Raw genomic sequence first — 26,063 nt, 5'->3', positions numbered from 1 at the left:
TAAAATCCGATCGGATATCTGATTGAAGTCGGCGCACTATGGTGCTATCGCTGGGCGACGTCAATGGGGTTCGAACAGGCAGCTCATGGTAACAGTCGAAAAGCGGGCCGCGGCGGCAGGAGCGCTCAAGCGCCCGACCCGGCTCGGGGAAGAGGTCTACAACGTCATCTACGCCCAGCTGATGTCGCGGCAGATCCCGCCGGGCGGGCGCATCTCGGTCGATCGGCTGGTGCGCGAGCTCGGCGTCTCGCAAACCCCGATCCGCGAGGCGCTCTCGCGCCTCGAGGCGCAGGGGCTGGTGGTCAAGACCCACCTCATCGGCTACAGCGCCGCCGACCAGATGGACAGCGCCCGGCTCGAGCAGCTCTATGAGCTGCGCCTGCTGCTGGAGCCGTTCGCCGCGGCACGCGCCGCAATGGCGATGAGCGAGGAGACCCACGCCGCCCTCGTCAGGCTCGCCGCCGACATGCAGGCCTGCGAGGACGAGCCAGCCGGCGAAGCCTATGGCCGCTTCGCCCAGCTCGACAGCGACTTCCATGATCTCATCGCCGAAGCGAGCGGCAACGAGCTGATCCAGGAGACGCTGGCGGGCCTCCACATCCATGTGCATCTCTTCCGCCTCTTCTACCACGCCCGCGTCACCGCCGACGCGATCGGCGAGCACCAGCGGATCATCGATGCCCTGGCCGCCCGCGACCCGCAAGCCTCGGAAACCGCCATGCGCCACCACCTCGAGCGTTCGCGCGAGCGCTTCACCAAGGCGTTCGCGCGATAAGGCGGCAGTGGCGTCGGGGAAATCGCCTATCCGTTCACAGCAACTCGAACGCAGAACAGGGACGTGGTGGCGCAGATATAGAGGATGTTGCGCTTAGGCCCGCCAAAGGCGAGGTTGGCGGTGCGCTCAGGCACCAGTATTTTGCCGATCAGCGCACCATTCGGATCATAGCAATGTATGCCGTCCCTGGCACTTGCCCAGAGCCGTCCTTCCCGGTCCACGCGAAAGCCGTCGAATACACCCTCGGTACATTGGGCAAATATCTCGCCACCGCTGAGGCTGTTGTTCCGGCCAACAGCGAATCGCCGGATGTGCCGGGGACCATCGGACTGGTGGCTCAGTCCGGTGTCGGAGACATAGAGCAGGCTCTCGTCCGGCGAAAAGGCGAGCCCGTTGGGCTGAACGAAATCCGCGGCCACCGCCACGACATCGCCGTCTGGCTCGACCCGATAGACGTGGGCGCCCTGCTGTTCCGAAGTGGCCTTGTGGCCTTCATAGTCGGAATCGATCCCATATGTTGGATCGGTGAACCAGATCGTACCATCGGACCTGGCGACGACATCGTTGGGGGAATTGAGCGGCTTGCCGGCATGGGTGGCGGCCAGGACTGTGATCGCCCCATCGAATTCGGTTCGGGTGACCGATCGCGTGCCATGCTGGCACGTCACCAGGCGGCCCTGAAAATCGAGCGTATTGCCGTTGCTGTATTGGGCAGGCTGGCGAAAAATGCCGACATTGCCGGACATCTCGTCATAGCGCAGCATGCGGTCGTTTACGACATCGCTCCAGATCAATTGCCGATAGGCCGGCACGTAGACCGGCCCTTCAGCCCACGCGCAGCCGTGGTATAGCCGCTGTACACTGGCCGAAAAACGGATGAGCGGCTTAAAGCGAGGATCGAGAACGACATAGTCGGTTTCAGCCATAATGCCCCTTTTTTTGCAAGCGCTTGCACAATAACATACCAGCGGACAAGAGGAGAGCAAGCGTGAATAGACTTCCCAACCGGTTCAAACAGGGGCTTTTGGCCCGACGGCGGCAGATCGGCGCTTGGCTGACTTCGGGCAGCCCCACGATCACCGAGGTCTTTTCCGGCAGCGGCTTCGACTGGCTGCTGGTCGATATGGAACACTCGCCCAACGATCTGTTGCAGGTAGTGGACCATTTGCGGGCCGCGGGGCAGCGCAGCGAGATCATCGTCAGGGTGCCCTGGAACGAGCCGGTCGTGGTCAAGCGGCTACTGGATGCGGGGGTGACCTCGTTGATGTTCCCCTATGTGCAATCGGGCGAAGAAGCGCGCGCCGCCGTGGCCGCCACCCGCTATCCGCCGCACGGCATTCGCGGCGTGGCCGGCACGACCCGCGCGACCGACTACGGACGCCGGGTGCGCTTTGCGTCGGCGTCCGAAGAGATAGCCGTCGTCGTGCAGCTCGAAACCCCCGCCGCTATCCAGGCCTGCGGCGAGATCGCCGCCGTGGACGGCATCGACGGCGTCTTTATCGGCCCCAATGACCTGGCCGCCAACATGGGCCATCTGGGCGACGCCAACCATCCGGACGTGCGCGCGGCCATGATCGAGGGAGCCAGGATCATCGCCGCAGCGGGCAAGTCGCCCGGCACGCTGGCCTACGTGCCCGACAAGGTCGCATCACCCTTTGCCGAAGGATTCGACTTCGTCGGTGCAGCGTTCGATATCGGTATACTCGTGCGCGGCGCTAGCCAGGTGCAGGCCGACTATGCCCGCCTACGCGAGCTGGAGGACTGACAGTCGTCAGTGGACCTCGGGGTCCAGCGTCGTGCCCGCCCGACTCAGGAAGTCGAAGTCGCATCCCTCGTCGGCCTGCGCCACGTGCCGGGAGAAGATGGCGCCATAGCCGCGCTGGTAATGGGGGCTCGGCGCCTGCCAGGCACGCCGCCGCGCCTCGAGCTCGGCGTCGTCCACGAGAAGATCAAGCCGGCGGCCCTCGGCATCGAGGCGGATAAGATCGCCGTCCCGAACCAGTCCCAGAGGCCCGCCAATGCTGGATTCCGGCGTCACATGCAGCACGCAGGTGCCGAAGCTGGTTCCGGACATGCGGCCGTCCGATATGCGCACCATATCGCGCACACCTTCGGCGAGCAGGCGCCTTGGGATCGGCAGCATGCCCCATTCGGGCATGCCGGGCGCGCCCACCGGCCCGGCATTCTGCAGCACCATCACGCTGTCGCGGGTGATGTTCAGGCTCGGATCATCGATGCGTGCGTGCAGATCCTTATAGGAATGAAACACCACGGCCGGCCCAGTATGGTTGAGCAGGTCCGGGGAGGCTGCGGAGCGCTTGAGAATGGCGCCACGCGGCGCCAGGGATCCCTTGAGCACGATCAGCGCACCCCTGGGATAGACGGGATTGTCGATCGGCCGGATGACATCGTCGTTCCAGACGCGGGCCCCGGCGATTTCCTCTCCCAACGTACGCCCGGTGACGGTGAGCGTGGTGAGATCCAGGTGGTGTGCGATGACGGTCAGCAGCGCCCGCAGGCCGCCGGCGAAATGGAAGTCCTCCATCAGGTATTGTCCCGCCGGCATGAGATTGCACACCACCGGCACGGTCTCGCTGGCCCGGTCAAAATCGTCCAGTGACAGCTCGATACCCAGTCGCCGGGCCATTGCGATGAGGTGGATGAGCGAATTGGTCGAGCCCGACAGGGCCATGTCGGTGATGACGGCATTGCGGATCGAGGCGGGACTGACGATGTCCGTCAGCCTGAGATCCTCCCACACCATTTCGACGATCCGCCGCCCCGCCGTGCTGGCCATGCGGCCGTGCTCGGCATCCACCGCGGGAATGGAGCTGGCGCCGGGCAGGCAGAGGCCAAGCGCGTCGACCAGGCTGGTCATGGTGGAGGCCGTGCCCATCGTGTTGCAGGTGCCGGTCGAGCGCACGCTGGCCTGGCTGAGCTGCTCCCATTCGGCCTGGTTCAGCCGGCCGGCGCGGTAATCGGCCTCCGCCTGCCAGGTGCTGGTGCCCGTGCCCAGTGTGGCACCGCGCCAGTGGCCGCGCAGCATGGCCCCGGCGGGAACATAGATTGCGGGCACGCCGGCCGATGCAGCGCCCATGATGAGACCGGGCGTGGTCTTGTCGCAGCCGCCCATCAGCACCACACCGTCCACGGGATGCGAGCGGATTGCCTCCTCCGCCTCCATGGCAAGGAAGTTCCGGTAGAGCATGGCGGTCGGCCGCGAAAAGCTTTCCGACACGCTTTGCAGCGGGATAACGGCGGGAAAACCACCCGCTTGCCAGACGCCGCGCTTCACGTCTTCGATGCGCTGCGGAAAATGGGCGTGGCAGGTATTGAAGTCCGACCAGGTGGAAAGAATGCCTATCACCGGCTTGCCCTGGAAGTCGTCGGTCGTGAAACCGGCCTGCCGGATGCGGCGGCGCTTGTGATCGCCGGCCGAACCGGGGGCATTGAACCAAAGCTGGCTGCGCAGTTGATCGAGGGTCTTCCTGGGCTGACGCATGTCAGGCGCTCCGGCGGTGGATGAACTTGGTATTGAGGTAGTCGGTGATGCCTTCGCTTCCGCCTTCGCGGCCCGAACCGCTGGCCTTGATCCCCCCGAAGGGCGCCTCCGCCGTCGACACCATGGCGCTGTTGAGCCCGATCAATCCGGCCTCGAGTTCGGTGGCGACGCGATCCAGCAGGCGTTCCGAAGTTCCGAAGGCATAAGCGGCCAGCCCGTATTCGAGCGCGTTGGCGCGCGCGATTGCCTCCTCGGTGCTACTCACCGTCACCAGCGCGGCAATGGGGGTGAAGGGCTCCTCGTCCAGGATTTTCGCATCCTCACCGACATCGAAAAGCACGGTCGGTTCGAAGAAATAGCCGCGATTGCGGTCCTTGGGCCGCCCGCCGCCGGTGCCGACGCGGGCGCCCTTCTCGACGGCGTCGGCCACCAGCCGCTCCGCGCGTTCGCGCTGGCGCGCGCTGATCTGTGGCCCCATGGTGACGGCCGGGTCCAGGCCATCGCCCAGCCTGATGCGGCGCGTCTCCCTGACGAAGGCGGCCCCGAAGGACTCAGCCACCCGCTCATGGACGAAGAAGCGGCTGGGAGCCGTACAGACCTGGCCGGCATTGCGGAATTTGGAAGCCACCCCGATCTTTGCCGCCGCCTCCGGGTCGGCGTCCTCGAGCACGAGGAATGGCGCGTGTCCGCCCAGTTCCATGGTCATCCGCTTCAAGGTCTCGGCGCCCTGCCGGATCAGGATCTGCCCGACACGGGTAGAGCCCGTGAAGCTCACCTTTCGGATTTCGGGCGCGGCCATCAGCGGAGCGACGGTGATGTCCGGCTCGCCGAAAATGAGGTTTACCGCGCCCTCAGGCAGACCCGCATCGTGACAGCAGGCGACGACCGCGGCGGCGCACGCGGGCACTTCGTTGGCGGGCCGCAGGATCACCGCGCAACCGGCGGCAAGCGCGGCTGCCAGCTTGCGCGACGGCAGGCTGACCGGGAAATTCCAGGCGGTCAGCGCCAGCACCAGGCCGACCGGTTCGTTTACGATATGAAAAAGGGAATTGGCCTCGCGACCCGGCAGGCTGCGCCCATAGACGCGGCGCGCCTCGTCGGCGGCCCAATCGAAATGGTCGATGGCATTCTGGATTTCCGCCTGTGACTCGGCCACGGGCTTGCCGGTCTCGAGCGTGATCGTCTCGGCTATCGCGTCGCGCCGTTCGCGCATGAGTGCGGCGATCCGTCGAAGCGCTTCCGAACGAGCCCATGGCGATGTCTTGCGCCAGGACCGATGACCGGCGATCCCTGCCTGCAGGGCGGCCTCGACCTCGCGCGGCCCTGCCGTGGCCGCCGAACCCAGCACCTCCTCCGTGGCGGGATTGACGATTGTCAGCCGCGCTGTGTCGGGATCCGGCAGGCTTTTGCCGCCGATGAAAAGGTGCGGTTGCTGATACGACATGGCTCTCGGTCCGGTTGCAGGGAGAACATAACTGCTCATCCGGATATTGCAAGCGCTTGCAAAACACTGTTATGGATGGTGCAGACAACTGAGGAGCCTTCGCATGCAGTTCGCGGTCTACCCGAGCCTGGCGGGACGAACCATTCTCGTTACGGGTGGAGCCAGTGGCATTGGCGCTTCGATCGTGGAGAATCTCTCACGCAGCGGAGCCCGCGTCGCCTTTATCGACATTGCCGTGTCTGAGGCCGAGGCCTTGGTGGAAGCGATCGCCGCGCGCGGGCATGCGCGCCCGACCTTCATCGAATGCGACCTGCTCGACGTCGAAGCAACCGGCCGGGCCGTGGAAAAGGTCGCCCTGCAGATGGGCCCGCTGAAAGGCCTTGTGAACAATGCGGCGAACGACCTCCGCACCCCCATGGAGAAGGTCGGAGTGACCGAATTCGAATGGGCCATCAATGTCAATCTGCGCCATGTCTTCTTCTGCATCCAGGCGGCTCTGCCGTTCATGAAGGCGGCCGGAGGCGGCTCCATCGTCAATATGAGCTCGCTGTCCTGGGTCAAGGGAACGCCCGACGTCCAGGTCTATGCCGCCGCCAAGGCAGGCCTGATCGGGCTTACGAGCTCCTTGGCGCACAAGCTCGGACGGGACGGCATTCGCGTGAACGTCATCACGCCCGGGGCGGTTATGACGGAAAAGCAGAAGCGGCTCTGGTTCGACGCGGCCAAGCAGCAGGCCGTGTTGGATTCCCAATGCATTCCTGAAACGATCATCCCGGACGATATCGCGCGCATGGTGCTTTTCCTGCTGGCGGACGACAGCAACCACATCACCAAGCAGAACTTTGCGGTCGATGGCGGGCGATAGTTCGGGTTGCATGCGCCTGCAAAACAGGGGTATCGAGATTGTGGATCGATCTGACCGATCTGGGGAGGTTCGATGGAAGACTCGAACGGTTCGGGCCGCGGGCCGACGGTGCAGGACGTAGCGGCCCGGGCAGGCGTTTCGATTTCGGCGGTGTCGAGGGCCTTCACGCCCGGCGCGTCGATCTCCAAGAAAACCAAGGAGCGCGTGTTCGATGCCGCCAACGCGCTGGGCTACACACCGAACCTCGTGGCGCGCAGCCTCGCGACCCACCGGTCGGGGATTGTCGGTCTCGTCATGGGCGACATTCGCAATCCCTATTATCCTGAGGTTGTGGACGCGCTGAGCCGCCGGCTGGCGACGCATGGCTTCCGGACCATGCTGACCACCGTGTGGGGCGACATCACGGTGGACGACGTCGCTCCGAGCCTGGTGCAGTCCCGTGTCGACGGCGCCATCATCGCATCGATCGCGGATGCCGATCGGCTGGGCGAATTGCTCTACAAGAACGGCGCAGCGGTCATGCTGTTCAACCGCTCGGCGGCGACCTCGGACAAGCTCTCCTCGGTGCGCTGCGAGAATGTCGAGGGCGGCCGATCGGTCGCCAACTACCTGCTCGACAAAGGGTTTTCCCGCCTGGCCTACATTGCCGGCGTGGAGCACATCTACACAACCCAGGAGCGTGAGGCCGGCTTTGTCGGCCGGCTCATGGAGCGGGGCGTTCAATTGTTCGCCCGCGAGCACGGCGACTATACCTACAAGGGTGGCTTTGACGCCGCGCTGAGGCTCGCCACCGCGGACACCCGGCCCGAAGCGATCTTCTGCGCCAATGACATCACTGCCATCGGCGCCATAGACGGCGTTCGCGCCGCAGGGCTTCGCGTGCCGGAAGATATCTCCATCGTCGGTTTTGACGATATCGAACTGGCGTCATGGCCGCCATACGGCCTGACGACGGTCCGCCAGGACAAGGCGGCGCTGATTGAAAGCTGCGTAGACGTCCTGGTCGAGCAAATCAGATCGGGCCAGCGAACCCGCCATATCCAGCTCGTGCCGGTGTCCATCGTCGAGCGCACCTCCGTCCGCTAACCACCTCTCCGGCCAGTGACGCCTCTTCAGCCGCGTTCGGATCGATTTTGCAAGCGCTTGCAAGACGCATCTTCCTGTGCTTTAGTGGTCGCGAGAACAAGAGGCGAAAAGTCCGTTCCATGCGCGTGTCCAGTTGAACTCTGGCGCATGCCTGCCAAGGGAGAGGAACCCAGTGTCCGGAATCGAACTCACAAGCATCAACAAGGCATTTGGCGCCTACGAGGCTATTGCCAATCTGTCCCTCTCGGTCAGTCCCGGTGAATTCGTGGTGTTCCTGGGGCCTTCCGGCTGCGGCAAGACCACGCTGCTGCGCATGATCGCCGGTCTCGAACCCGTCTCGGCGGGCGAGATCAGCATCGGAGACCGACGCGTGGAGCACCTGCCGCCGGGACAGCGCGGCGTCGCGATGGTCTTCCAGAACTACGCGCTCTATCCGCACAAGAGCGTGGCCGAAAACATGGGCTTCGGACTGCGCAATATCGGTGTCGACAAGGCTACCGTCGCGGCCAAGATCCAGGAGGCGGCCCGGATTCTGCAGCTCGAAGCCCTGCTCGATCGCAAGCCGGGCCAACTGTCCGGTGGTCAGCGGCAGCGCGTCGCCATTGGTCGTGCCATCGTCAAGAGCCCGGAGGTCTTCCTTTTCGACGAGCCTTTGTCGAATCTCGACGCCATGCTGCGGGCGCGGACACGTGTCGAGATCGCGCGGCTGCACAAACGCCTTGGCGCGACGATGATCTTCGTCACCCACGATCAGATCGAAGCCATGACCATGGCGGAAAAGATCGTGGTCATGAGCAACGGCAAGATCGAGCAGATCGGCGCACCGATGGAGATCTATCGCCGCCCCTCCACCCGGTTCGTTGCCTCGTTCGTGGGGGTGCCGGCCATGAATTTCCTCGAGATCGGCGAGCTGCGTTCCGAAGGGGACGGTGCCCGGATCACCCTCGGCGGCCACGATATCAGGACGGCCGTTCCCACGGCGGATTTGTCGGGTGCCCTGACGCTGGGCGTTCGCCCGGAGGCGGTGCGCATCAACCCGCAGGGCAGTATCGAGGCCAAGGTGGATGTGGTGGAGCGCCTGGGCGAGAAGACGGTCCTGCACACCCAACTCGCCGATGGACAGCAATTGATTGCCGAGGACGTCGGGGAAAGCCGCGTGCGCTTCGGGGATGTGGTTCGCCTCGAGATCGACCCGCTGCGCACGCACATCTTCGACGGCAAGGGCGTCGGCCACCATCCCGCAAGGAGCCAGGCCGATGACTGATATGACCTCGACCGCTGCCGGTATGACGGCCGCGGCGACCCCCAGGCTCAAATCCTGGAGCTGGACGGAGCTGCTTTTCGTCGCGCCCTATCTGCTGCTCTATGTCGTGTTCCTGGTCTACCCTCTGGGGCTCGGCTTCATCATGAGCTTCCAGTACTTCGACCTCTTCGCCGGACAGGCCGAGTTCATCGGTCTCGAAAACTACCAGCAGCTGTTCTCAGATCGCATCTTCCAGGGCGCTGTCGTCAACACCTTCAAATTCGTCATCTTCACCGTGCCGACCTTCGTGGCGCTGGGTCTGCTGATCGCCCTGGCGCTCAACCGGCAGACATGGTGGGCAGCCACCCTGCGCACCCTGTTCTTTGCCTCCAACGTGCTTTCGGTGACCATCGTCACCCTGATCTGGCGTGCGGTCTACCTGCCGCAAAAGGGCCTGCTGCAAAATTTTCTCGATGTTTTCGGCATCCAGAACATTGCCCTGCTACAGGATCCGAACTGGGCGCTGCAAGCCATCGCGGTTACCACCATCTGGTGGGGCATCGGCCTGCCCATGGTGCTGTTCCTGGCCGCCCTGCAGCAGATTCCCGGCGAAATTTACGAGGCCGCCGAACTCGACAATGCATCGCCCTGGCAGACGCTGTGGCACATCACCATCCCCTCCATCTGGCGCACGGTGGTGCTGGTCACCATCATCCAGATCATCGCCCAGTTCCAGGTATTCGGACAGATCAACCTGATGACGGCGGGCGGCCCCAACAACTCGACCCGCAGCATGGTGCAATTCGTCTACGAGGCCGGGTTCCGGCAATGGACGGCCGGCTTCGCCTCCGCGGCGGCCCAGGTGCTCTTCGTCATCATGATCGTCGCCGCAGGCCTGCAGTTCTGGGTCAGCCGCCGCAAACAGGAGTTCTGATCATGGCCAGCAAGACCATTGCCCGTCCGATGAGCGAGCAGATTCTCGTCGCCTCGGTGGTGATCCTGGCCATTGCCTGGATGGTGCCGCTTGTCTGGATCGTCGGCCTCAGCTTCAAGAACAGCCTTGAACTGGTGGTCGATCCCAACGCGGTATTCCGCTTCCCCTATACGCTGGAGAACTACGCGGACCTGATGGTCACGTCCAATCTGGGCGTCTGGCTGCGCAATACCCTCATCGTCACCGTCACCCAGACCGTCCTGGTCGTGGCGATCTCCTGCCTGGCCGGCTACGGCTTCGCCCGCATCGACTTTCCCGGGCGGAACCTCGTCTTCATCCTGGTGCTGATGGGTCTGGCCATCCCGCAGCACGCGGTCATCGTGCCGCTGCACAAGATGTTCAACGACTGGCAGATGCACAACACGTTCCAGGCGCTGATCCTGCCGGGGCTCGCCGGGCCCTTCGGCGTGTTCCTGATGACAGCCTATTTCCGGGCGATTCCCCTCGAGATCGAAGAAGCTGCCAAGCTCGACAATGCCAGCCGGTTCCGGATTTTCTGGGAGATCACCCTGCCATTGGCGGTGCCCGCCATGGCAACCCTGGCCATCTTCACCTTCCTGCACTCCTGGAACGATTATCTCTGGCCGCTGATCTCGGCGACGCGCCCCGAAATGTACACCTTGACCGTGGGCCTGGCCGCCACGCAGACGAATATCGATCAGTCGGAAGGCCTTGGCTATCTCATGGCCCAGGCGGTCTTTGCCGGCCTGCCCATGCTCATCCTCTACATCTTCTTTCAGAAATACGTCGTCCGGGCCGTGGCCGGGGCGGCGATCCGCTAACCGCGCTCCTTTGCGCGGCTCAGACTGCCAAGCAGTCTTTCAATCCCAAGGGAGGGAAAAATGAAACTGACGACTTTCGTGGCCCTGGGGGCGCTTGCCCTGGGCTTGGCTGTGCCCACCATGGCGCAAGCGCAGACCGAAGTCCGGTTCGCACGTTTCTTCGGGGCCTGCGAGGCCGATTTTGGAACCAACACCGATCCCGGTACGCCATCCAACGAATGCGGCGTGATCACCACGCTCACGAACATCTTCAACGCTGAAAACCCCGATGTGCGCGTCGTGCCCGAGATCGTGGAATGGGGCCCTTATTACGAGCAGCTGGCCGGGCGCATCGCCAGCGGCGATGTGCCGGACATCTCGGTCATGCACGGGGACATGCTGATCAACTTCGTCAAGCGCGACATGATCACGCCCCTCGACGAAGCTTTCACCGAAGCCGGCATCGATGTGGAGGACATCGCCCCCGGCCCGCGGGAAAACGTCACCATCGACAGCCAGATCTACGCCCTGCCCCAGGATTTCGTCACCTGGCTCTGGCACACCAATAGCGGCACGATGGCCGAAGCCGGCCTGGGCGAGGTCGGGGCGCCGGTCTACCCCACCAGCATCGAGGAAATGATGGAGCACGCCCGCCAGTTCAAGCAGGCCACCGGCCTGCCCTATCTGGCGTTGACGCTCGATTCCAACGCCATGTCCCGCACGCTCTATACGATGCTGATGCAGGCCAACTACAACCTGTTTCCAGAATCGACCAACCAGATCGACCTGCACTCGCCCGGTGCAAAGGAAGCCTTCGAAGCGCTCAAGCAGATGAAGGATGAGGGGCTTCTCGTTCTGATCCCCGACTGGGCCTCCGCCTTTACCGGCTTCTCCAATGGCGAATACGGCAATCTGATCGGCGGGACCTGGCAGATCGGCGACATGGTCCGCCTGTCCGAGCAGACCGGCGGCGCGCTGGAAGGCTACGTGGCCCACGTCTTCCCCGCCATCAATGGCGAGCCCGCCGTATGGTCGTCCAGCCATTCCTGGGTGATGCTCAAGGGTGGCGCCGCAACACCGGAGAAGCGCGAGGCGGCCCTCAGGTTCCTGCGCTTCCTGTTCGAGAACAACATCCACTGGGCACGCGCCGGCCACCTGCCCATGCGCACTTCGCTGATGAGCGATCCGGCATTCACCGAAATGCCCTATCGCATCGGCTTCGCCGAGATTCCACCCATCGCCGAGCACCTGCCGAAGGACGTGCCGCAGCAGCGCATCATTCAGCCATTCATCGGCGAGGAGCTGCTCGCAGCCCTGCAGGACCAGAAGTCCACCGACGAGGCTTTCGCTGCCGCCGAAGAACGCGTGAACACCTATCTGTCGCGCCTGCGCTGAACAGGCGCCTCGGCCGCGGGCCGGTGCCCGCGGCCGCCTTCTCCCTTCACTCTCCAAACTTTACCCGCGCTTGAGGCGCCAGGAGCCTTTCATGACCAGAGCTAGCGTCATCGTCGACAAGGACTTCGTCCTTTCCGATCTCGACCGGCGCGTCTTCGGACAATTTGCCGAACATATGGGCCGCTGCATCTATGGCGGCATCTATGAGCCGGGCCATCCCACCGCCGATGAGGACGGGTTCCGCCAGGACGTCATCGAACTGGTCAAGGAGCTCGGCTGCACCATCGTGCGCTATCCCGGCGGCAACATGCTCTCGGGCTATAATTGGGAAGACGGCATCGGTCCCAAGGACAAGCGCCCGCGCCGGCTGGAGCTGTCGCGCTTCGTGACGGAAACCAACCAGATGGGCACCGATGAATTCATCAAGTGGTGCCGCAAGACCGGCATTGAGCCCATGCTGGCCACCAATGTGGCCTCGCGCGATCTCAACGGCGCCTGGGGTCATGTGGAGTATTGCAACATCAGGGGCGGCACGACGATGAGCGATCGCCGCCGCGCCAATGGCTTCGAGGAACCGCACAACGTCAAGTTCTGGTGCGTCGGCAACGAGCCCGACGGCCGGTGGCAGATCGCGCAGAAGACCGCCCGGGAATACGGGCGCATCGTCGCCGAGGCCGCCAAGATCATCAAGTGGATCGACAAGGACATCGTGGTCGCCGCCTCGGCCTCGTCGAACCGCAATATGAGCCACTATGGCGACTGGGAGCGCGTCGTCCTGGAGAACGCCTTCGACTACATCGATTTCCTGGCGCCACACACCTACTTCAAGAACAACCCGGACACGATGGAGTTCTTCGCCAACATCGACTTGATGGACGCCTACATCAAGGAAACGGTGGCGATGTGCGATGCCGTGGCGGCTCAGAAGCGCTCGCCCAAGCGCATCATGCTCTCCTTCGACGAATGGAACATCGCCGCGCGCTGGAAGTACGAGGACAAGTTCGCGAAAAAAGGCGAATGGCCGGAAGTGCTGCCCCTGATCGAGGACGTCTACACGGTCGAGGACGCATTGCTCATCGGCGGCGCCATGCAGACGCTCATCAACAACGGGGATCGCGTCAAGGCCGCGTGTTTCGCCCAGTTGATCAATGTCATCGCCCCGATCATGACGCAGGACAACGGGCCGGCCTGGCGGCAGACCATCTTCTGGCCCTTGTCGCTGGCCAGCAGATATGGCCGCGGCAGGATCATGCGCCAGACGGTCAGCTCCGAATACACCACCACCAAGGCCGCGGCCGACATCCCCTATCTCGTCTCCACCGTCCTGCATCAGGAGGAGGAGGGTCAGACGGTGGTTTTCGCGCTCAACCGGAATCTCCATGAGCCCATGGATCTGACCGTGGCGCTCAAGGGCTTGGGCGCCACGCGCATCCTGGCGACGCACGAGATCGCCAATGCCGACCTCAAGGCCACCAACACGAGGGACAACCCCGACAATATCCGCCCCGGCACCATAACGGATGTCGCCCTGGAAGGAGAAACGCTGTCGGCGAGGCTCAAGCCGGCATCCTGGAACGTCATCGTCGTCAACTGAATATCTGCAATCGAGGAGAGCGCTGCGGCGCACACAAAATGGTCAAGGCAAGCGTAACCGTCAGCGCCGACTTCGTCCTCTCGGACATCGACAGGCGAATTTTCGGCAACTTCATCGAGCAGATGGGCCGCCAGGTCTACGGCGGGATCTGGGAACCGGGACATCCGACCGCCGACGAGCACGGCTTCCGTCACGACGTCATCGAACTTGTTCGTGAGCTCGGCGTCACCATCGTGCGCTATCCGGGCGGCAATATCCTTTCAGGTTATAACTGGAAGGACGGGATTGGCCCGCGTGAACAGCGTCCGCGTACGCTGGACCTTTCCCGGTACGTCATCGAGACCCACAAGATCGGCACCAACGAGTTCATCGATTGGTGCAAGGTGGTCGGAACCGAACCGATGCTGGCGATCAACCTGGAGTCGCAGGGGTTCCAGAGTGCGCTCGACTACGTGGAATACTGCAACCACAAAGGCGGCAGCAAGTGGAGCGACCTGCGGATCGAGCACGGCTATGCCGAGCCGCACAAGGTCAAGGTCTGGTGCCTGGGCAATGAACCGGACGGATGGTGGCAGATCGGCGCGCATTCGGCCGAAACCTACGGCCGGCTTGCTGCCGAGACGGCCAAAGCCATCAAGTGGATCGATCCCGATACGCAACTGACCCTGGCCCCCTCGGCCGCCCGCGGCATGCCGCATTATGGGGAATGGGAGCGCATCGTGCTCGAGGATGCCTTCGACTATGTCGATTTCATCTGCCCGCACATGTACTTCAAGAACGATCACAACGACACGGCCGAATATCTCGCCTGGGCCGACCAGATGGACGGCTACATCAAGGAGATCGTGGCCATGTGCGATGCGGTTGCCGGCAAGCGCCGCTCCACCAAGCGCATCATGGTCTCGTTCGACGAATGGAACATCGGCGCCCGCTGGCCGATCGAGGAAAAGAAGGCGCCCCGCGGCAAATGGCCCGAGCGCCTGCCCCTCATCGAGGAATCCTACACCGTCGAGGACATGCTGCTGATCGGCGGCGCCATGCAGGCGCTGCTGAACAATGCCGATCGGGTCAAGGTCGCCTGCTTTGCCCAACTGGTGAACTGCATCGCTCCGATCATGACCGTCGATGGCGGCCCGGCTTGGCGGCAGACCATTTTCTGGCCCCTGTCGCTCGCCAGCAAGTACGGCCATGGTCAGGTGCTGCGGCAGGTGGTCGACAGCCCGAGTTATTCGGCAAAGACCTGGCATGACGTGCCCTACTTGCTCTCGACGGTCATGCACGATGCCAGCACCGGCCAGACCGTGGTCATCGCCGCCAATCGGCACCTCGCCGAAGAGATGGACCTCACGGTGAACCTCAAGGGTCTGGGCGCGAGCCGTGGCGTGGTCGAGACGCATGAATTGGCCAATCCGGATCTCAAGGCCGTCAACAGCGTCGACCACCCGGACAATATCGTGCCCCGCAAGCTGGACTCTGTCAGCGTTGACGGCGAGGTCTTGAAGGCCAAGCTCAAACCAGCCTCCTGGAACGTCATCGCCATCAGGTGACGTTCCAGAGACCCGGGCCTTCCTCCCTTTGGCCCGGGTCACTCATCCAGTGCCGAGTTCATGGTGGCTCGCTGATCATGATCGCCCATCTTCTCGACGCACATGGCGACTCCCATGCCACCACCTATGCACAGGGTAGCCAGTCCATGCCTCGACTTCGAGCGGCAGTTCATGCAGCAACGTCACCAGGATCCGGGCGCCCGATGCGCCGATGGGATGATCCAGAGCGATGGCGCCGCCATTGACGTTGACGATTTTCCGGGTCCCAGCCCATGCCGGCATTGACGGCGCAAGCCTGGGCGGCGAAGGCCTCATTGGCCTCGACGCGGTCGAGCTCCGAAATTCGCCAGCGGCCTTCCCCAGGGCCTTTTGCGAAGCCGGTATCGGGATGCCAGAAGTCGCCCGCCGCGATCAGCTGCTGACCATTGCCCGCTTTCATCCAGATAACGCAGCCAACGTGCTTGATGCACTTTGCGCAGAGAAACCGGGGCTGAACCTGGACGCAATACGAAGAAATCTTCTTGTCGCTCGCCGTCCATGCCGAGGCGGGCGGCACGGGCTATGCATACGAGTTCGCATGGTCCCCCCGTTCGAGAACGACCGACTTGGAGCTGCCCATGGCTTTGATGAGCCGTTTGTTTTTAACAGCCTCAACCGGATGCCGCTCGCCAAGAACGATGCCTCTGCGCACGGCCTTAGCTTGCGCATGGCACAATCCCTGATCGACTTCGCAAGGACCGGCTGCTGCGCGTGGCCGCCATACGATGAGCAGGATCGTTCCGTTCAGTATTGGACTTGATACAGGGTATGGAACGCTTCGGCTGAGCAGTTCCAGGCATCAACTCACCAACTCTGTTTGCTTACATTGCCGCCAAGCAGACCCTCCGCCGCGAGAGCCTGAATCAAGGTGGCACGTTGCGGTGACACGCATTCGGCGATGAAGTTGGGGGGATTGATGGTGCTGAGGAGGGACGCGCTACCAATCGATGTAGAAAGCCCCTGAATCCCAGGGAGCAGGCCGCGCCGTTCGCGCTTGCCCGCCGGCTGCCAGCCGCCACGCCGAAGCACCGCTAATCGCAGGAACTACCCTATGCGCAACTTGTCCTTTTTAATGCAACTTGTACAGAATTGTAAAAATAGTTCTTTCTGAACAAAACCGCCTCACGTCAAGGCCTTATGCTTGACGCGAGCCGGCTCAAGCGAGATGCCAGTGATTTGTCGAGATGCGGCATCGCAGCAGATGGCCGCGCATGGCGGCACGCGCCGCATCGGCGTCCTGTTCGACAATGGCATCGAGGACCAGGCGATGCTGCTCGTTGATGGCAGCGACCTTTTCGACCGTCTTCAGGCCGGAGGTGGTGCGCGCATAGAGCATGCCTTCGAAGATCGTCGCCTTGAGCGATTGCAGCACGCTGACATAATAATCGTTGTGCGAAGCGCGGGCCACGCCGAGATGGAAGGCGAAGTCCTCGTTCAGCCCCGGCTGCCCGTTATGCTGAAGGCCTTCCATCTGCCTTATAATGTCACGCAGGATGATCAAATCCGCCGTCGATCGCTTGCGCGCCGCTGCGGCCGCTGCTTCCCCTTCGATACCCATCCGGAATTCGAAGCAGCTTTTTCCCGATTGCACGTCGAAAGACGAGATTGCGATCATCGATGCTCCTCCACATCAAGGCCGTTGCCGCTGCGCCCTGCGAAAACCATAACACGCCAAGTCCTCCAGGCAATGTCAAAGGCCGTCTTCGGGGAATTGTCCGGTCATCAATTTCGCGCGCTCCCATTGCAGATGGCGCCGCATGGCGTCCCGCGCCGCACCTGCATCCCGCGCGGCGATGGCCTCGACGAGAGCGCCATGATGAGTCTGTACCGTTTGCTGGAAATCGCCCTGCCCGGCGCCGAATGTCCAGGTGATGCCCAGCCCGAACATGATGTGGGACCGCAACGATTCCAGGCTGTTGAGATAGAACGGATTGCCCGAGGCCGCAGCCACCGCGCGGTGAAATTCGTAGTCGCCCTCGGCCAGGCTGGAGCTGGCGCCCAGGTGGGCGGCAACCTCGCGGAGCGTCTGGAGCTGGGGTTCGGTATGGCGTCGCGCGGCAATGGCCGCCGCCTCCCCCTCGATCCCCTCCCGGAAATTCAGAAAGGATTCAAGGTCGGCAACACTTGTCAAAGGTGGAAACTGGACCTGCGGCTCGCTGGCCGTCGGCACCACGCCGGGCTGCACGAAGCTGCCCGATCCCTGGCGGGACAGAACCAGCCCATCGTCGCGTAACGCCGCCAGCGCCTGGCGCACGACCGGGCGGGACACATTGAACTGCTTGCAAAGCTCAGCCTCGGAGGGCAGGCGCGACGAGGGAGTCCACTTTCCCTGCATGATGAGGGCACGCATCTCATTATAGACAACGCTGGACAGGCTCTGATGCCTGCCCGCCGCCCTGCTCTCTTCCTGGATAGCCAACGGCTTTCCCCTCATTTGTTCGGACATATCCTGCCCACTTCCGGGAGTTTTGACAACTATGGTCCCAAAAATGTCAAATCTGGACAGCGAAGCGCCTATAAGTACGCGCCACAGCCTGCAATCAGGTCACTTCCGCGCGTGATCGCCGCCCCGTGGAAAAATCAAAAACAACAAACTTGTTATAGATGACTTAATTTGTTAGTTCTGAGTCAATAGCAAGTGCACAGGCACGTGAGTTAGGGAGCTGCGCGGTGGCGACGATCGGATTTATCGGCTTGGGAACCATGGGGCGGCCCATGGCGGAACGCTTGATCGACGCCGGGCACAAACTGCAAATCAATCGCGTGAAGGCGCAGTCGCAATATCTGGTCGACAAGGGCGCTTATGGCGTCGACACGCCGGCCGCAGCGGCGCGGGGCGCCGATATCGTGATTCTCATGGTACCTGACACTCAGGACGTGGAAACCGTGCTTTTCGGCCCCAACGGCGTGGCCTCCGGGCTTTCGGGCAATGGTCTGCTGATCGACATGAGCTCGATCGCGCCGGTCGCCACGCGGGATTTCGCCGAACGCGTCCGGAAACTGGGCGCGCATTATCTCGATGCCCCCGTGTCGGGCGGCGAGGTCGGCGCCAAGGGCGGCACGCTGACGATCATGGTGGGCGGCGAGGCCGAGGATTTCGAGCGTGCCCGACCCGTTTTCGAAGTCCTGGGCAAGACCATCACCCATGTCGGCCCGGTGGGATGCGGGCAGGTGGTGAAGGTCGCCAACCAGATCATTGTCGGCCTGACCATTGAATGCGTAGGCGAGGCCTTCCTTCTGGCTGAGCGGGCCGGCGTTGACCTGGGCACGCTCAAGACCGCCTTGATGGGCGGATTTGCCCAATCGCGGATTCTGGAGCTGCATGGACAGCGGATGATCGACGAGACCTTCGATCCCGGCTTCGCGCTAAAACTGCATCGGAAAGACCTCAACATTGCGCTGGAAACGGCGCGCAACCTAGACATCGCCCTGCCCAATACGGCGGCGACCGTCCAGCTAATGAACTCGGCCGTGTCCAGGGGCCTCGGCGGCAAGGACCATTCAGTCATGTTCCGGGCGCTCGGCGATATATCACCGGACGCTCGGGCGTGACGGCTCGAAATTGACCTGAAACGACCCGAAGTCTCGCCTCAAAGAGCGAAAGAACGGGTGGTTTCATACCGGAGCGAACGCAAACAACGCACCTCACGGAGGAGGGGCGGAGGAGGATCGTTGACCTTAGCAGCCAGAATTACCGCAGAGCCGGCAAGGGGAGGCTCGGCATGACCGCTCAGGCCGCCAATTCCCCAATGGAGGCGCCCAAGACGGCGCGACGCCGCAAGCGCCAGAATTTCGAGGCCTATCTTTTCCTTCTACCCTGGTTCGGCGGGATGATCCTGTTGACGGCAGGTCCCCTGCTAGCCTCGCTCTATCTGTCGTTCACCGATTTTGACATGTTGCGCATCCCCAATTGGGTGGGCCTGTCCAATTTCGTCGATATGTTCACCTTCGACCCGCGCTATAAGAAAGCGCTGCAGGTCACCTTCATCTATGTGCTGCTCGGCGTGCCGCTGAACCTGGTCTTCGCGCTCGCCATCGCGGTGCTGCTCAATCAGAAGGTGCGCGGGCTGGGCCTGTTCCGCGGCATCTATTACTTGCCGTCCCTGCTGGGCGGCAGCGTCGCGGTCGCCGTCATGTGGCGGCAGATTTTCGGGGGCGAGGGGGTCGTCAATCAGGGCCTGTTGCTGTTCGGCATCGATGCGCCCAACTGGATTTCCACCCCGCAATACGCCCTCTACACCCTGGTCCTGCTGCATATCTGGCAGTTCGGCTCGGCAATGATCATCTTCCTGGCCGGCCTGCAACAGGTGCCCAACGAGCTCTATGAGGCCGCAGAGATCGACGGCGCAGGGCGTTGGCAGAAGTTCCGCAATGTCACGCTGCCGATGATCACGCCGGTGATATTCTTCAATCTCGTGTTGGGCATCATCAACTCGTTCCAGGCCTTCACCTCCGCCTACATCGTCAGCGGCGGCAGTGGCGGGCCGGCGGATTCCACCCTGTTCTACACGCTCTACCTCTACCAGGAGGGCTTCACCAGCTTCCGCATGGGCTATGCCTCGGCCATGGGCTGGGTGCTGCTGCTCATCATCGGCGCCTTCACCGCCCTCAATTTCTGGGCGTCCCGCCGCTGGGTCTACTACGGAGACGACAGATGAGCATCGCCACCTATGCGCCGCTGCCGCGCCGAAAGGCCCCCATTTCGCTGCCCCGGATCGTCACCTATGCGGTACTGATCGGCGGCGCGGCGATCATGATCTATCCCCTGCTCTGGATGTTGATGAGTTCGATCAAGTCGGACCAGGAAATCTTCAGCAATCCGGCCGCTCTGCCCAACGATATCGATCTGAGCAATTACTTCACCGGCTGGTTCGCCACCAATCCGAGCTTCACCCAGTACTACATCAATTCCTTCATGATCTGCCTGGGCGCGGTGATCGGCAATGTGCTGGCCTGCTCGCTTACGGCCTATGCCTTTGCCCGGCTCGAATTTCCGTTCAAGCGCACGCTGTTCACCATCATGCTGCTGACGCTGATGTTGCCCTCGCACGTGCTGCTCATCCCCCAATATGTCATGTTCGCGCGTCTCGGCTGGGTGAACACCTATCTGCCGCTGATCGTGCCGAAATTCCTGGCCACAGATGCGTTCTTCATCTTCCTGATGGTGCAGTTCATCCGCCGCATCCCGCGCGAGCTGGACGAGGCGGCGACCATCGACGGGTGCAGCACCTTCCGGATTTTCACCAGCATCATCTTCCCGCTGCTGCAACCGGCACTGATCACCACCATCATCTTCACCTTCATCTGGACCTATAACGACTTCTTCTCGCAGCTCATCTACCTGACCTCGCCGGAATCGCTGACGGTCCCGGTCGGGCTGCGCACCCTGGTCGACTCCTCGGGCGGCGCCTATGGGCAATTACTCGCCATGTCGGCCCTGAGTCTGATCCCAACATTCGTCGTCTTCCTGATCTTCCAGCGCAGGCTGGTGGAAGGAATCGCAACTTCGGGGCTGAAGGGCTGAGCATAACAGCCTCTCCCCGCCAACCGCCTGCACGGCAGGCATAGAGGAGGAGTGACTATGAATAGAAGATTCAACCTTTCACGCCGCAGCGTGCTTCTGGGCGGCACGGCCGCTCTCGGTGCGCTGGCCCTTGGGACCACGGGCGCCCGCGCCCAGACGGGGCCTGTCCGGTTCGGCATTTTCGGCAATGCCGAAAAGCTCGCCATCCGCGGCAATTCGGTTGCCCGCTATGCCGAGCTGCATCCGGAGATCAACGTGGTCTATGAGGGCGTTCCCAGCGATGCCTGGCCGGACAAGATCGCGGCCATGGTCGCCGGCGGCAATGCGCCCGACGTGATCACGCTCAGCAGCGGCGACCTCGAGCAATACGCCACCCGCGAGGCGCTGGAGCCTCTCGACGACCTTATCCCCGACCCGATCCGGGGCGACCTGTTCGAAACGGCGGTGCTCGATCTGGGGCGCGTCAACGGCACGCTCTATGGCCTGCCCATCGCCGTGTCGATCCAGGGCATGGGCTATAACCAGTCCGCCATCGAGCGGCTGGGCCTGGATGCGCCGCCCGAGAGCTGGAACTACGACGACTTCGCCCTTTACTGCGCCGAGGTGCACAAGGCCGACAGCAGCATGTATGGCTGTCACGATGGCGGCGCGCGACTGGGCGATCTGGGCATGACCCTGGTGGCTCAGGGGCGCACCTTGTTTACCGAAAACGAGCTCGGCGTCAGTGTCGATGAAGTGGCAGCCTGGCTCGAATACTGGAACAAGATGCGCGAAACCGGCGCCACCGTGCCGCCGGATTTGCAGGCCCAGTTCACCGGCACCGAATGGCCCAACAGCCCGCTGGTGCGCGGCCGCGCCATTTTCGCCAACATGGCCTCGCAGGACCTGGCTGGGGGCTATCAGGCGCTTACCACCGACACGTTGGGCATGATGGCGCCGCCTGCCCCGGTCGGCTCCGACAATCCGGGCTATTTCCCCCGTCCGACCAGTTCGCTCACCCTCAATGCCCGCAGCAATTTCAAGCAGGAGGCCGCCCATCTGATGGACTGGTTCGTCAGCGACCCGGAATCGGCGAGCATTCTGGGCCTGGTCAGTGGGCCGCCGGCCTCGCGTCCGGCGCTGGAGGCGGTGCTGGCGCTGGAGGATATTAGCGAGGTGGACCAGAAGGTGCTGCGCCACAGCCAGGCCGCCCTGGCCCAGGCCAATCCCGCGCCGCCGGTGCATCGGGGCGAGCGTGCCGTCAACGACCTCATGCGGCGCGTCAACGAGAATGTCGGCTTCGGCGCCTATGGCGTGCAGCAGGCGGCCGAGGAATTCGTCAATCAGGGCAACGCGCTGCTGCGCCGCGCCTAGCCATTTCGGGTCGGCCTCGCCAGGCCGGCCCATTCCCATCGTCGGCAAGACCGCAGCTTTAATCAGGAGTGTATCATGTCCATGGGCGCCAAGCCTTCGAACAATCATGCGGCCACCGAAGGCAAGGAGTGGTGGCGCAGCCCGTTCTCCGTGTTCCAGACCAATCTGCAGGAAGTCGATGCGGTCATGGACGTGGAGCGTGTGCTCGACATCATCGAGGAGCATGGCGCCGATACCTGGCTGATCAATACCGGCGGCATCGTCTCCTTCTATCCCAGCGACCTGCCCTTCCAGACGCGCAATCCCTTCCTGGCCGACCGGCCGTCCGGCGACCTGATCGGCGATGCCGTCAAGGCCGCCCATAAACGCGGCATCCGCGTGCTGGCCCGCTGCGACTTCTCCAAGATGTCGACCCATATCGCCCAGGAGCATCCCGACTGGCTCTTCGTGTCCCCCAAGGGCGAGCCGCAGATCTACAATACGCTCTACAGCGCCTGCCCCTCAGCCGATTACTACCAGCACCGCTCGCTCGACATTCTCGACGAGATCATGGAGCGCTATCCGGTCGACGGCTTCTTCTTCAACTGGTTCGGCTTTTCGGAAACCGATTACAGCCGCGTCTATCACGGCGTCTGCCATTGCCAGAAATGCCAGGCCACCTTCGCCGAATATAGCGGCGGCAAGGAGCTGCCCGACGGGCCGGGCCACGCCAATTATCCCGAATGGCTACGCTTCTCCAATGGCGTGATCCGCGCCCTGGCCACCAAGATTTCCGACCACATCCTGTCGCGTCGCCCCGATGCGGCCCTGGTGCTCAGCCGTGGCGCGCCGGTGATCTATTACGAGGCCAACAACGCCTTCGGCCGCGAACTCTGGCACCATTCGACCTCGGAAAATGTCAGCGCCCACATGACCGGCCTGCCCGAGGTGTCGCTGATGGTCAATTCGGTGTCCTTCGTGGACATGCCCTATCGCATGGCCGGCGAACAGCCCGAGCATTTCGCGCAATATCTGCTGCAGGCCATTGCCCGGGGCGGCAATCCGTCTACCTATATCATGGGCGCGCCCGGCCGCATTCCCTATGCCAACCTGCCGCTGGCCGGCGAGATTTCGCGCTTCTTCCGCGACCACAAGGACATGTATGGCCAATTGCAGCCGGGCGGCGGCATCGCCCTGGCCCGGCCGGACCGGCTGCGCGCCGCCGATCCGGGCTATGAAGACAGCGTCGAGGAATTCCGCGGGCTCTACAGCGCCTTCAAGGAAAAGCACATTCCCTTCGACGTGGTCGGCGCCGACCTCATCGCCAAGATGGATGCCGAGGGCCTCTTGGACAAATACCGCCTCGTGGTCCTGCCCGATCTCGGCGCCCTGGTCGCGGGGGCGGCGGCGGCGCTGGATCGTTTCGTGGAAGCGGGCGGCAATGTCGTGCTCACCGGCTCCAGCGGCGTCACCGGCCATGGCGGGGTCGAATTGGCCACTGCCCCCTCGATCATGCGCGTGGGCACGCCGGACAAGGGCCAGGCGCTCTGGGCCACCTATGTCTCCACCTCCGCGCAGCCGGAGGCGCAGGCCTTCCACTATGCCGCGCCCACCATTCCGGTCTATGGCAGCTATGCCCATTTCGTTTGGAAGCCCAATGCCGTGCGCATCGGGGTGATGTTGCCCCAGGCGCCGTTCGGCCCGCCGGAAAAGTGTTATGGCCACGTGACCGGCGGCGAGCCGGCCGCCGCCAGCGCCAGCCGCTATGGCAGTGTCATCCAGATCCCGTGGTCGGTGGGCCGCACCTATCGCGAATTCGGCACCACCGAGATACGCGATTATTTCCTCGACACCATCAGGGGCGTCGTCGACACGCCGGTCGCTGCCGACCTGCCCGAACAGGTGGAGATGATCATGGGCCGTGACCAGTCCGGTCTCGTCATCCACCTGATCAACCAGACCGGCGCCCGCCGCAAATCCTTCGGCCCGCACGTGCCGGTGGATGGTGGCAAGCTGCATATTAGCGGCGCGGCGGGCACCGCCGAGCTGCTGGTCTCCGGTGCCCCCGCCGATATCCGCAATAGCGGCGCCGGTATCGAGATCGCCCTGCCCCGCCTCGACCTCTATGAGGTCATCCGGGTACCCTTGGCGCGATAGCACGTCCGGAGCGCGCGGCGCTCCACGACCATGGTCGGACCGATCGCGGATCGGTCCGGCTCGAGAACAGGGAGGATCATCATGGCCGGCGTTACCATCGCCAACGCGGACAAATTTTACGGCAACTTTCATGCCCTCAAGCAGGTTTCGGCCGAGATCACGGACGGTGAATTCGTCATTCTCGTCGGGCCTTCAGGCTGCGGAAAGTCGACGCTGCTGCGCATGATCGCCGGACTGGAAGAAATCAGCGACGGCGACATCAAGATCGGCGGCAGGGTAGTCAACGACCTGCCGGCCAAGGAACGCGACATCGCCATGGTGTTCCAGAACTATGCGCTCTATCCGCATATGACCGTGGAAAAGAACATGGCCTTCTCGCTGCGCCTCAAGAAGGTGCCGCAGGACGAGATCGACCGCCGCGTCGCCCATGCCTCCGAAATCCTGGGTCTCAATGCGCTGCTGGACCGCTATCCGCGCCAGCTTTCCGGCGGGCAGCGCCAGCGCGTCGCCATGGGCCGCGCCATCGTGCGCGATCCGGCCGTCTCCCTCTTCGACGAGCCGCTGTCCAATCTCGACGCCAAGCTGCGCGTGCAGATGCGCTCCGAGATCAAGGCGCTGCACCAGCGCCTCAAGACCACGACGATCTATGTGACCCATGATCAGGTCGAGGCCATGACCATGGGCGACCGCATCGTCATCATGCATGACGGCGTTGTGGAGCAGTTCGGCACGCCACTGGAGCTCTACGACAAGCCTGCTAATATCTTTGTCGCCGGGTTCATCGGCTCTCCGGCGATGAACATCCTGTCCGGAACCGTCGAAAATCGGAACGGAACTAACGAATTTCGAAGCGGGATCGGGTCGATATGGCCCTTGCCCCAGAATGCCAACGTTAAGCCCGGTCAGGCCATTTCATACGGCATTCGCCCCGAGCAGATCAGTCTGGAGGATGACGGTATCGAGTTGATCGTGGATGTCGTGGAGCCAACGGGCGCCGACACGCTCGTGCATGGCCGATGCGGCGATGAACAACTGACGGTCTATTTCCGCCAGCGCGTCGACCTCAAGCCCGGACAAACCGTATCCGTGACCATCGATTCCAACGCGGTACACCTATTCGACAATTTGACCGGGGCGCGGCTGAGCTTAGAGAAGCGTCAACGCATCCTAGTTCGCACCTCTTGGTTACGCTCGAACCAAGATGCGATACGGTGACTTGGGCACCAGCATTCGCGCAAGTTGACCCCACGAGCCGGACAGTCGTGCCGAAGGAAATGAAAACGGCACTGCCTGGGGATGGAGACGTCGCCCCCCTTCTGATGCATTTTCGAGCAGGACGTTGGTGTTGACGAAAGCCATCGATGCCGCCCAAAGCCTGCAGGATCAACGAATAGCGGACGCCCACGCAGTCGGGCTTCGATGACAGAGGTCGACAAGGGTTTCCACGGTGCGGCGCTCGACCAGTCCTTCGGCATCCATCTTCATGTTGAGCCGCTGCATGCCCCCATGAGCACGGACGCACGAGAACTAATGTCTGGCTGGTTTCGGATTCTTGCACCAGTTGCGCCACCTTCAACATCGGCGAGACCGCCACGCGGTAGTCCGAACCCCGCAGCGCGATGCGGCAGTGGCTGCCCAGCCCCAAACCGGTGATACAAATTGGTAGCGGAGGAGGGATTTGAACCCCCGACACATGGATTATGATTCCACTGCTCTAACCAACTGAGCTACTCCGCCCCGAAGGGGACCGCGGCGGTGCGCGGCGGCGCTTGTGAGCGCCGCGACTTATTAGGTTTGCGTGTCCC

Annotated in this window: 22 protein-coding genes, 1 tRNA gene and 1 pseudogene; 17 read left to right on the top strand and 7 right to left on the bottom strand. The window is 62.9% G+C overall.

The features are described 5' to 3' along the window. Positions 1-85 precede the first annotated feature (85 nt). Positions 86-775 (top strand): GntR family transcriptional regulator, encoded by a 690-nt coding sequence (locus VE25_RS06855; RefSeq protein ID WP_046107833.1) that lies wholly within the window; start codon positions 86-88, stop codon positions 773-775. A gap of 26 nt (positions 776-801) precedes the next feature. Here VE25_RS06855 and VE25_RS06850 read toward each other — a convergent pair whose 3' ends face one another. Then, positions 802-1,701: an SMP-30/gluconolactonase/LRE family protein gene (locus tag VE25_RS06850; protein WP_046107832.1), complete on the bottom strand. Its 900-nt coding sequence runs from the start codon at positions 1,699-1,701 to the stop codon at positions 802-804. 62 nt (positions 1,702-1,763) lie between these two features. Here VE25_RS06850 and VE25_RS06845 point away from each other — a divergent pair, with 62 nt between their 5' ends. Beyond that, the gene (locus VE25_RS06845; protein ID WP_046107831.1) at positions 1,764-2,540 is read left to right on the top strand and encodes an HpcH/HpaI aldolase family protein; all 777 of its coding nucleotides are present in this window, start codon (positions 1,764-1,766) and stop codon (positions 2,538-2,540) included. A gap of 6 nt (positions 2,541-2,546) precedes the next feature. On the opposite strand, the gene araD is transcribed toward VE25_RS06845, so the two are convergent. Together araD and VE25_RS06835 are read right to left on the bottom strand one after the other, a co-directional pair. Beyond that, positions 2,547-4,277, bottom strand: a complete 1,731-nt coding sequence (gene araD, locus VE25_RS06840) for an L-arabinonate dehydratase (RefSeq protein WP_052731783.1) — start codon at positions 4,275-4,277, stop codon at positions 2,547-2,549. Position 4,278: 1 nt separating this feature from the next. Further along, complete coding sequence (locus tag VE25_RS06835; RefSeq protein WP_046107830.1) at positions 4,279-5,721, bottom strand: NAD-dependent succinate-semialdehyde dehydrogenase; 1,443 nt, start codon at positions 5,719-5,721, stop codon at positions 4,279-4,281. 103 nt (positions 5,722-5,824) lie between these two features. On the opposite strand from VE25_RS06835, the gene VE25_RS06830 reads away from it, so the two are divergent. From VE25_RS06830 to arfA (VE25_RS06795), 8 genes are all read left to right on the top strand, one after another. After that, complete coding sequence (locus tag VE25_RS06830; RefSeq protein ID WP_046107829.1) at positions 5,825-6,586, top strand: SDR family NAD(P)-dependent oxidoreductase; 762 nt, start codon at positions 5,825-5,827, stop codon at positions 6,584-6,586. 72 nt (positions 6,587-6,658) lie between these two features. After that, positions 6,659-7,672 carry a LacI family DNA-binding transcriptional regulator gene (locus VE25_RS06825; RefSeq protein ID WP_046107828.1) on the top strand — a complete coding sequence of 338 codons (1,014 nt, stop codon included), beginning with the start codon at positions 6,659-6,661 and terminating at the stop codon, positions 7,670-7,672. Positions 7,673-7,844: 172 nt separating this feature from the next. Continuing rightward, on the top strand, positions 7,845-8,936 hold the full coding sequence (locus tag VE25_RS06820; RefSeq protein ID WP_046107827.1) for an ABC transporter ATP-binding protein: 1,092 nt from the start codon (positions 7,845-7,847) through the stop codon (positions 8,934-8,936). Then, positions 8,929-9,849, top strand: coding sequence for a carbohydrate ABC transporter permease (locus VE25_RS06815; protein WP_052731782.1), 921 nt, complete (start codon positions 8,929-8,931; stop codon positions 9,847-9,849). The genes VE25_RS06820 and VE25_RS06815 overlap by 8 nt, the downstream gene beginning before the upstream one ends. A gap of 2 nt (positions 9,850-9,851) precedes the next feature. After that, the gene (locus VE25_RS06810) at positions 9,852-10,691 is read left to right on the top strand and encodes a carbohydrate ABC transporter permease (RefSeq protein ID WP_046107826.1); all 840 of its coding nucleotides are present in this window, start codon (positions 9,852-9,854) and stop codon (positions 10,689-10,691) included. A 60-nt stretch (positions 10,692-10,751) separates the two neighbouring features. Further along, on the top strand, positions 10,752-12,065 hold the full coding sequence (locus VE25_RS06805) for an extracellular solute-binding protein (protein ID WP_046107825.1): 1,314 nt from the start codon (positions 10,752-10,754) through the stop codon (positions 12,063-12,065). A gap of 91 nt (positions 12,066-12,156) precedes the next feature. Beyond that, positions 12,157-13,659 (top strand): arabinosylfuranosidase ArfA, encoded by a 1,503-nt coding sequence (gene arfA, locus VE25_RS06800; protein ID WP_046107824.1) that lies wholly within the window; start codon positions 12,157-12,159, stop codon positions 13,657-13,659. 38 nt (positions 13,660-13,697) lie between these two features. Continuing rightward, the gene (gene arfA / locus VE25_RS06795) at positions 13,698-15,206 is read left to right on the top strand and encodes an arabinosylfuranosidase ArfA (protein ID WP_046107823.1); all 1,509 of its coding nucleotides are present in this window, start codon (positions 13,698-13,700) and stop codon (positions 15,204-15,206) included. Positions 15,207-15,244: 38 nt separating this feature from the next. Here the strand turns inward: arfA (VE25_RS06795) and VE25_RS22245 are convergent. Then, a pseudogene (locus VE25_RS22245) lies at positions 15,245-15,593 on the bottom strand (hypothetical protein); the annotation flags it as partial. A gap of 1 nt (position 15,594) precedes the next feature. Between VE25_RS22245 and VE25_RS23215 the strand changes: the two are divergent. Further along, a complete protein-coding gene (locus VE25_RS23215) occupies positions 15,595-16,005 on the top strand; it encodes a hypothetical protein (RefSeq protein WP_210166887.1) in 411 nt (136 codons plus the stop codon). Positions 16,006-16,401: 396 nt separating this feature from the next. Here VE25_RS23215 and VE25_RS06785 read toward each other — a convergent pair whose 3' ends face one another. Further along, positions 16,402-16,860, bottom strand: a complete 459-nt coding sequence (locus tag VE25_RS06785; RefSeq protein ID WP_046107821.1) for a FadR/GntR family transcriptional regulator — start codon at positions 16,858-16,860, stop codon at positions 16,402-16,404. Between the two features lie 75 nt (positions 16,861-16,935). Further along, on the bottom strand, positions 16,936-17,691 hold the full coding sequence (locus tag VE25_RS06780) for a FadR/GntR family transcriptional regulator (RefSeq protein ID WP_052731781.1): 756 nt from the start codon (positions 17,689-17,691) through the stop codon (positions 16,936-16,938). A 224-nt stretch (positions 17,692-17,915) separates the two neighbouring features. Here VE25_RS06780 and VE25_RS06775 point away from each other — a divergent pair, with 224 nt between their 5' ends. From VE25_RS06775 to VE25_RS06750, 6 genes are all read left to right on the top strand, one after another. Further along, complete coding sequence (locus tag VE25_RS06775; RefSeq protein ID WP_083988772.1) at positions 17,916-18,797, top strand: 2-hydroxy-3-oxopropionate reductase; 882 nt, start codon at positions 17,916-17,918, stop codon at positions 18,795-18,797. Between the two features lie 197 nt (positions 18,798-18,994). Next, positions 18,995-19,903, top strand: coding sequence for a carbohydrate ABC transporter permease (locus tag VE25_RS06770; RefSeq protein WP_052731780.1), 909 nt, complete (start codon positions 18,995-18,997; stop codon positions 19,901-19,903). Beyond that, positions 19,900-20,769: a carbohydrate ABC transporter permease gene (locus tag VE25_RS06765; protein WP_046107819.1), complete on the top strand. Its 870-nt coding sequence runs from the start codon at positions 19,900-19,902 to the stop codon at positions 20,767-20,769. Before VE25_RS06770 ends, VE25_RS06765 begins: the two co-directional genes overlap by 4 nt. 57 nt (positions 20,770-20,826) lie before the next feature. Then, positions 20,827-22,122 (top strand): ABC transporter substrate-binding protein, encoded by a 1,296-nt coding sequence (locus VE25_RS06760; protein WP_046107818.1) that lies wholly within the window; start codon positions 20,827-20,829, stop codon positions 22,120-22,122. A 75-nt stretch (positions 22,123-22,197) separates the two neighbouring features. Next, positions 22,198-24,258, top strand: a complete 2,061-nt coding sequence (locus tag VE25_RS06755) for a beta-galactosidase trimerization domain-containing protein (RefSeq protein ID WP_052731779.1) — start codon at positions 22,198-22,200, stop codon at positions 24,256-24,258. An 81-nt stretch (positions 24,259-24,339) separates the two neighbouring features. Beyond that, on the top strand, positions 24,340-25,473 hold the full coding sequence (locus tag VE25_RS06750) for an ABC transporter ATP-binding protein (RefSeq protein ID WP_046107817.1): 1,134 nt from the start codon (positions 24,340-24,342) through the stop codon (positions 25,471-25,473). Positions 25,474-25,918: 445 nt separating this feature from the next. Here the strand turns inward: VE25_RS06750 and VE25_RS06745 are convergent. Beyond that, positions 25,919-25,995: transfer RNA gene (locus VE25_RS06745), tRNA-Met, on the bottom strand. Between the last annotated feature and the right edge of the window lie 68 nt (positions 25,996-26,063).

Source organism: Devosia geojensis (assembly GCF_000969415.1).
Classification (GTDB): domain Bacteria; phylum Pseudomonadota; class Alphaproteobacteria; order Rhizobiales; family Devosiaceae; genus Devosia; species Devosia geojensis.
The sequence above is the reverse complement of the archived record's forward strand: the minus strand, read 5'-3'. Positions and strand labels throughout refer to the sequence as shown.

Coding starts and splice junctions, on each gene's coding strand:
- VE25_RS06855 (WP_046107833.1), top strand. CDS start 86: ATGGTAACAGTCGAAAAGCGGGCCGCGGCGGCAGGAGCGCTCAAGCGC.
- VE25_RS06850 (WP_046107832.1), bottom strand. CDS start 1,701: ATGGCTGAAACCGACTATGTCGTTCTCGATCCTCGCTTTAAGCCGCTC.
- araD (WP_052731783.1), bottom strand. CDS start 4,277: ATGCGTCAGCCCAGGAAGACCCTCGATCAACTGCGCAGCCAGCTTTGG.
- VE25_RS06835 (WP_046107830.1), bottom strand. CDS start 5,721: ATGTCGTATCAGCAACCGCACCTTTTCATCGGCGGCAAAAGCCTGCCG.
- VE25_RS06830 (WP_046107829.1), top strand. CDS start 5,825: ATGCAGTTCGCGGTCTACCCGAGCCTGGCGGGACGAACCATTCTCGTT.
- VE25_RS06825 (WP_046107828.1), top strand. CDS start 6,659: ATGGAAGACTCGAACGGTTCGGGCCGCGGGCCGACGGTGCAGGACGTA.
- VE25_RS06815 (WP_052731782.1), top strand. CDS start 8,929: ATGACTGATATGACCTCGACCGCTGCCGGTATGACGGCCGCGGCGACC.
- VE25_RS06810 (WP_046107826.1), top strand. CDS start 9,852: ATGGCCAGCAAGACCATTGCCCGTCCGATGAGCGAGCAGATTCTCGTC.
- VE25_RS06805 (WP_046107825.1), top strand. CDS start 10,752: ATGAAACTGACGACTTTCGTGGCCCTGGGGGCGCTTGCCCTGGGCTTG.
- arfA (WP_046107824.1), top strand. CDS start 12,157: ATGACCAGAGCTAGCGTCATCGTCGACAAGGACTTCGTCCTTTCCGAT.
- arfA (WP_046107823.1), top strand. CDS start 13,698: ATGGTCAAGGCAAGCGTAACCGTCAGCGCCGACTTCGTCCTCTCGGAC.
- VE25_RS23215 (WP_210166887.1), top strand. CDS start 15,595: ATGCCAGAAGTCGCCCGCCGCGATCAGCTGCTGACCATTGCCCGCTTT.
- VE25_RS06785 (WP_046107821.1), bottom strand. CDS start 16,860: ATGATCGCAATCTCGTCTTTCGACGTGCAATCGGGAAAAAGCTGCTTC.
- VE25_RS06780 (WP_052731781.1), bottom strand. CDS start 17,691: ATGTCCGAACAAATGAGGGGAAAGCCGTTGGCTATCCAGGAAGAGAGC.
- VE25_RS06770 (WP_052731780.1), top strand. CDS start 18,995: ATGGAGGCGCCCAAGACGGCGCGACGCCGCAAGCGCCAGAATTTCGAG.
- VE25_RS06765 (WP_046107819.1), top strand. CDS start 19,900: ATGAGCATCGCCACCTATGCGCCGCTGCCGCGCCGAAAGGCCCCCATT.
- VE25_RS06760 (WP_046107818.1), top strand. CDS start 20,827: ATGAATAGAAGATTCAACCTTTCACGCCGCAGCGTGCTTCTGGGCGGC.
- VE25_RS06755 (WP_052731779.1), top strand. CDS start 22,198: ATGTCCATGGGCGCCAAGCCTTCGAACAATCATGCGGCCACCGAAGGC.
- VE25_RS06750 (WP_046107817.1), top strand. CDS start 24,340: ATGGCCGGCGTTACCATCGCCAACGCGGACAAATTTTACGGCAACTTT.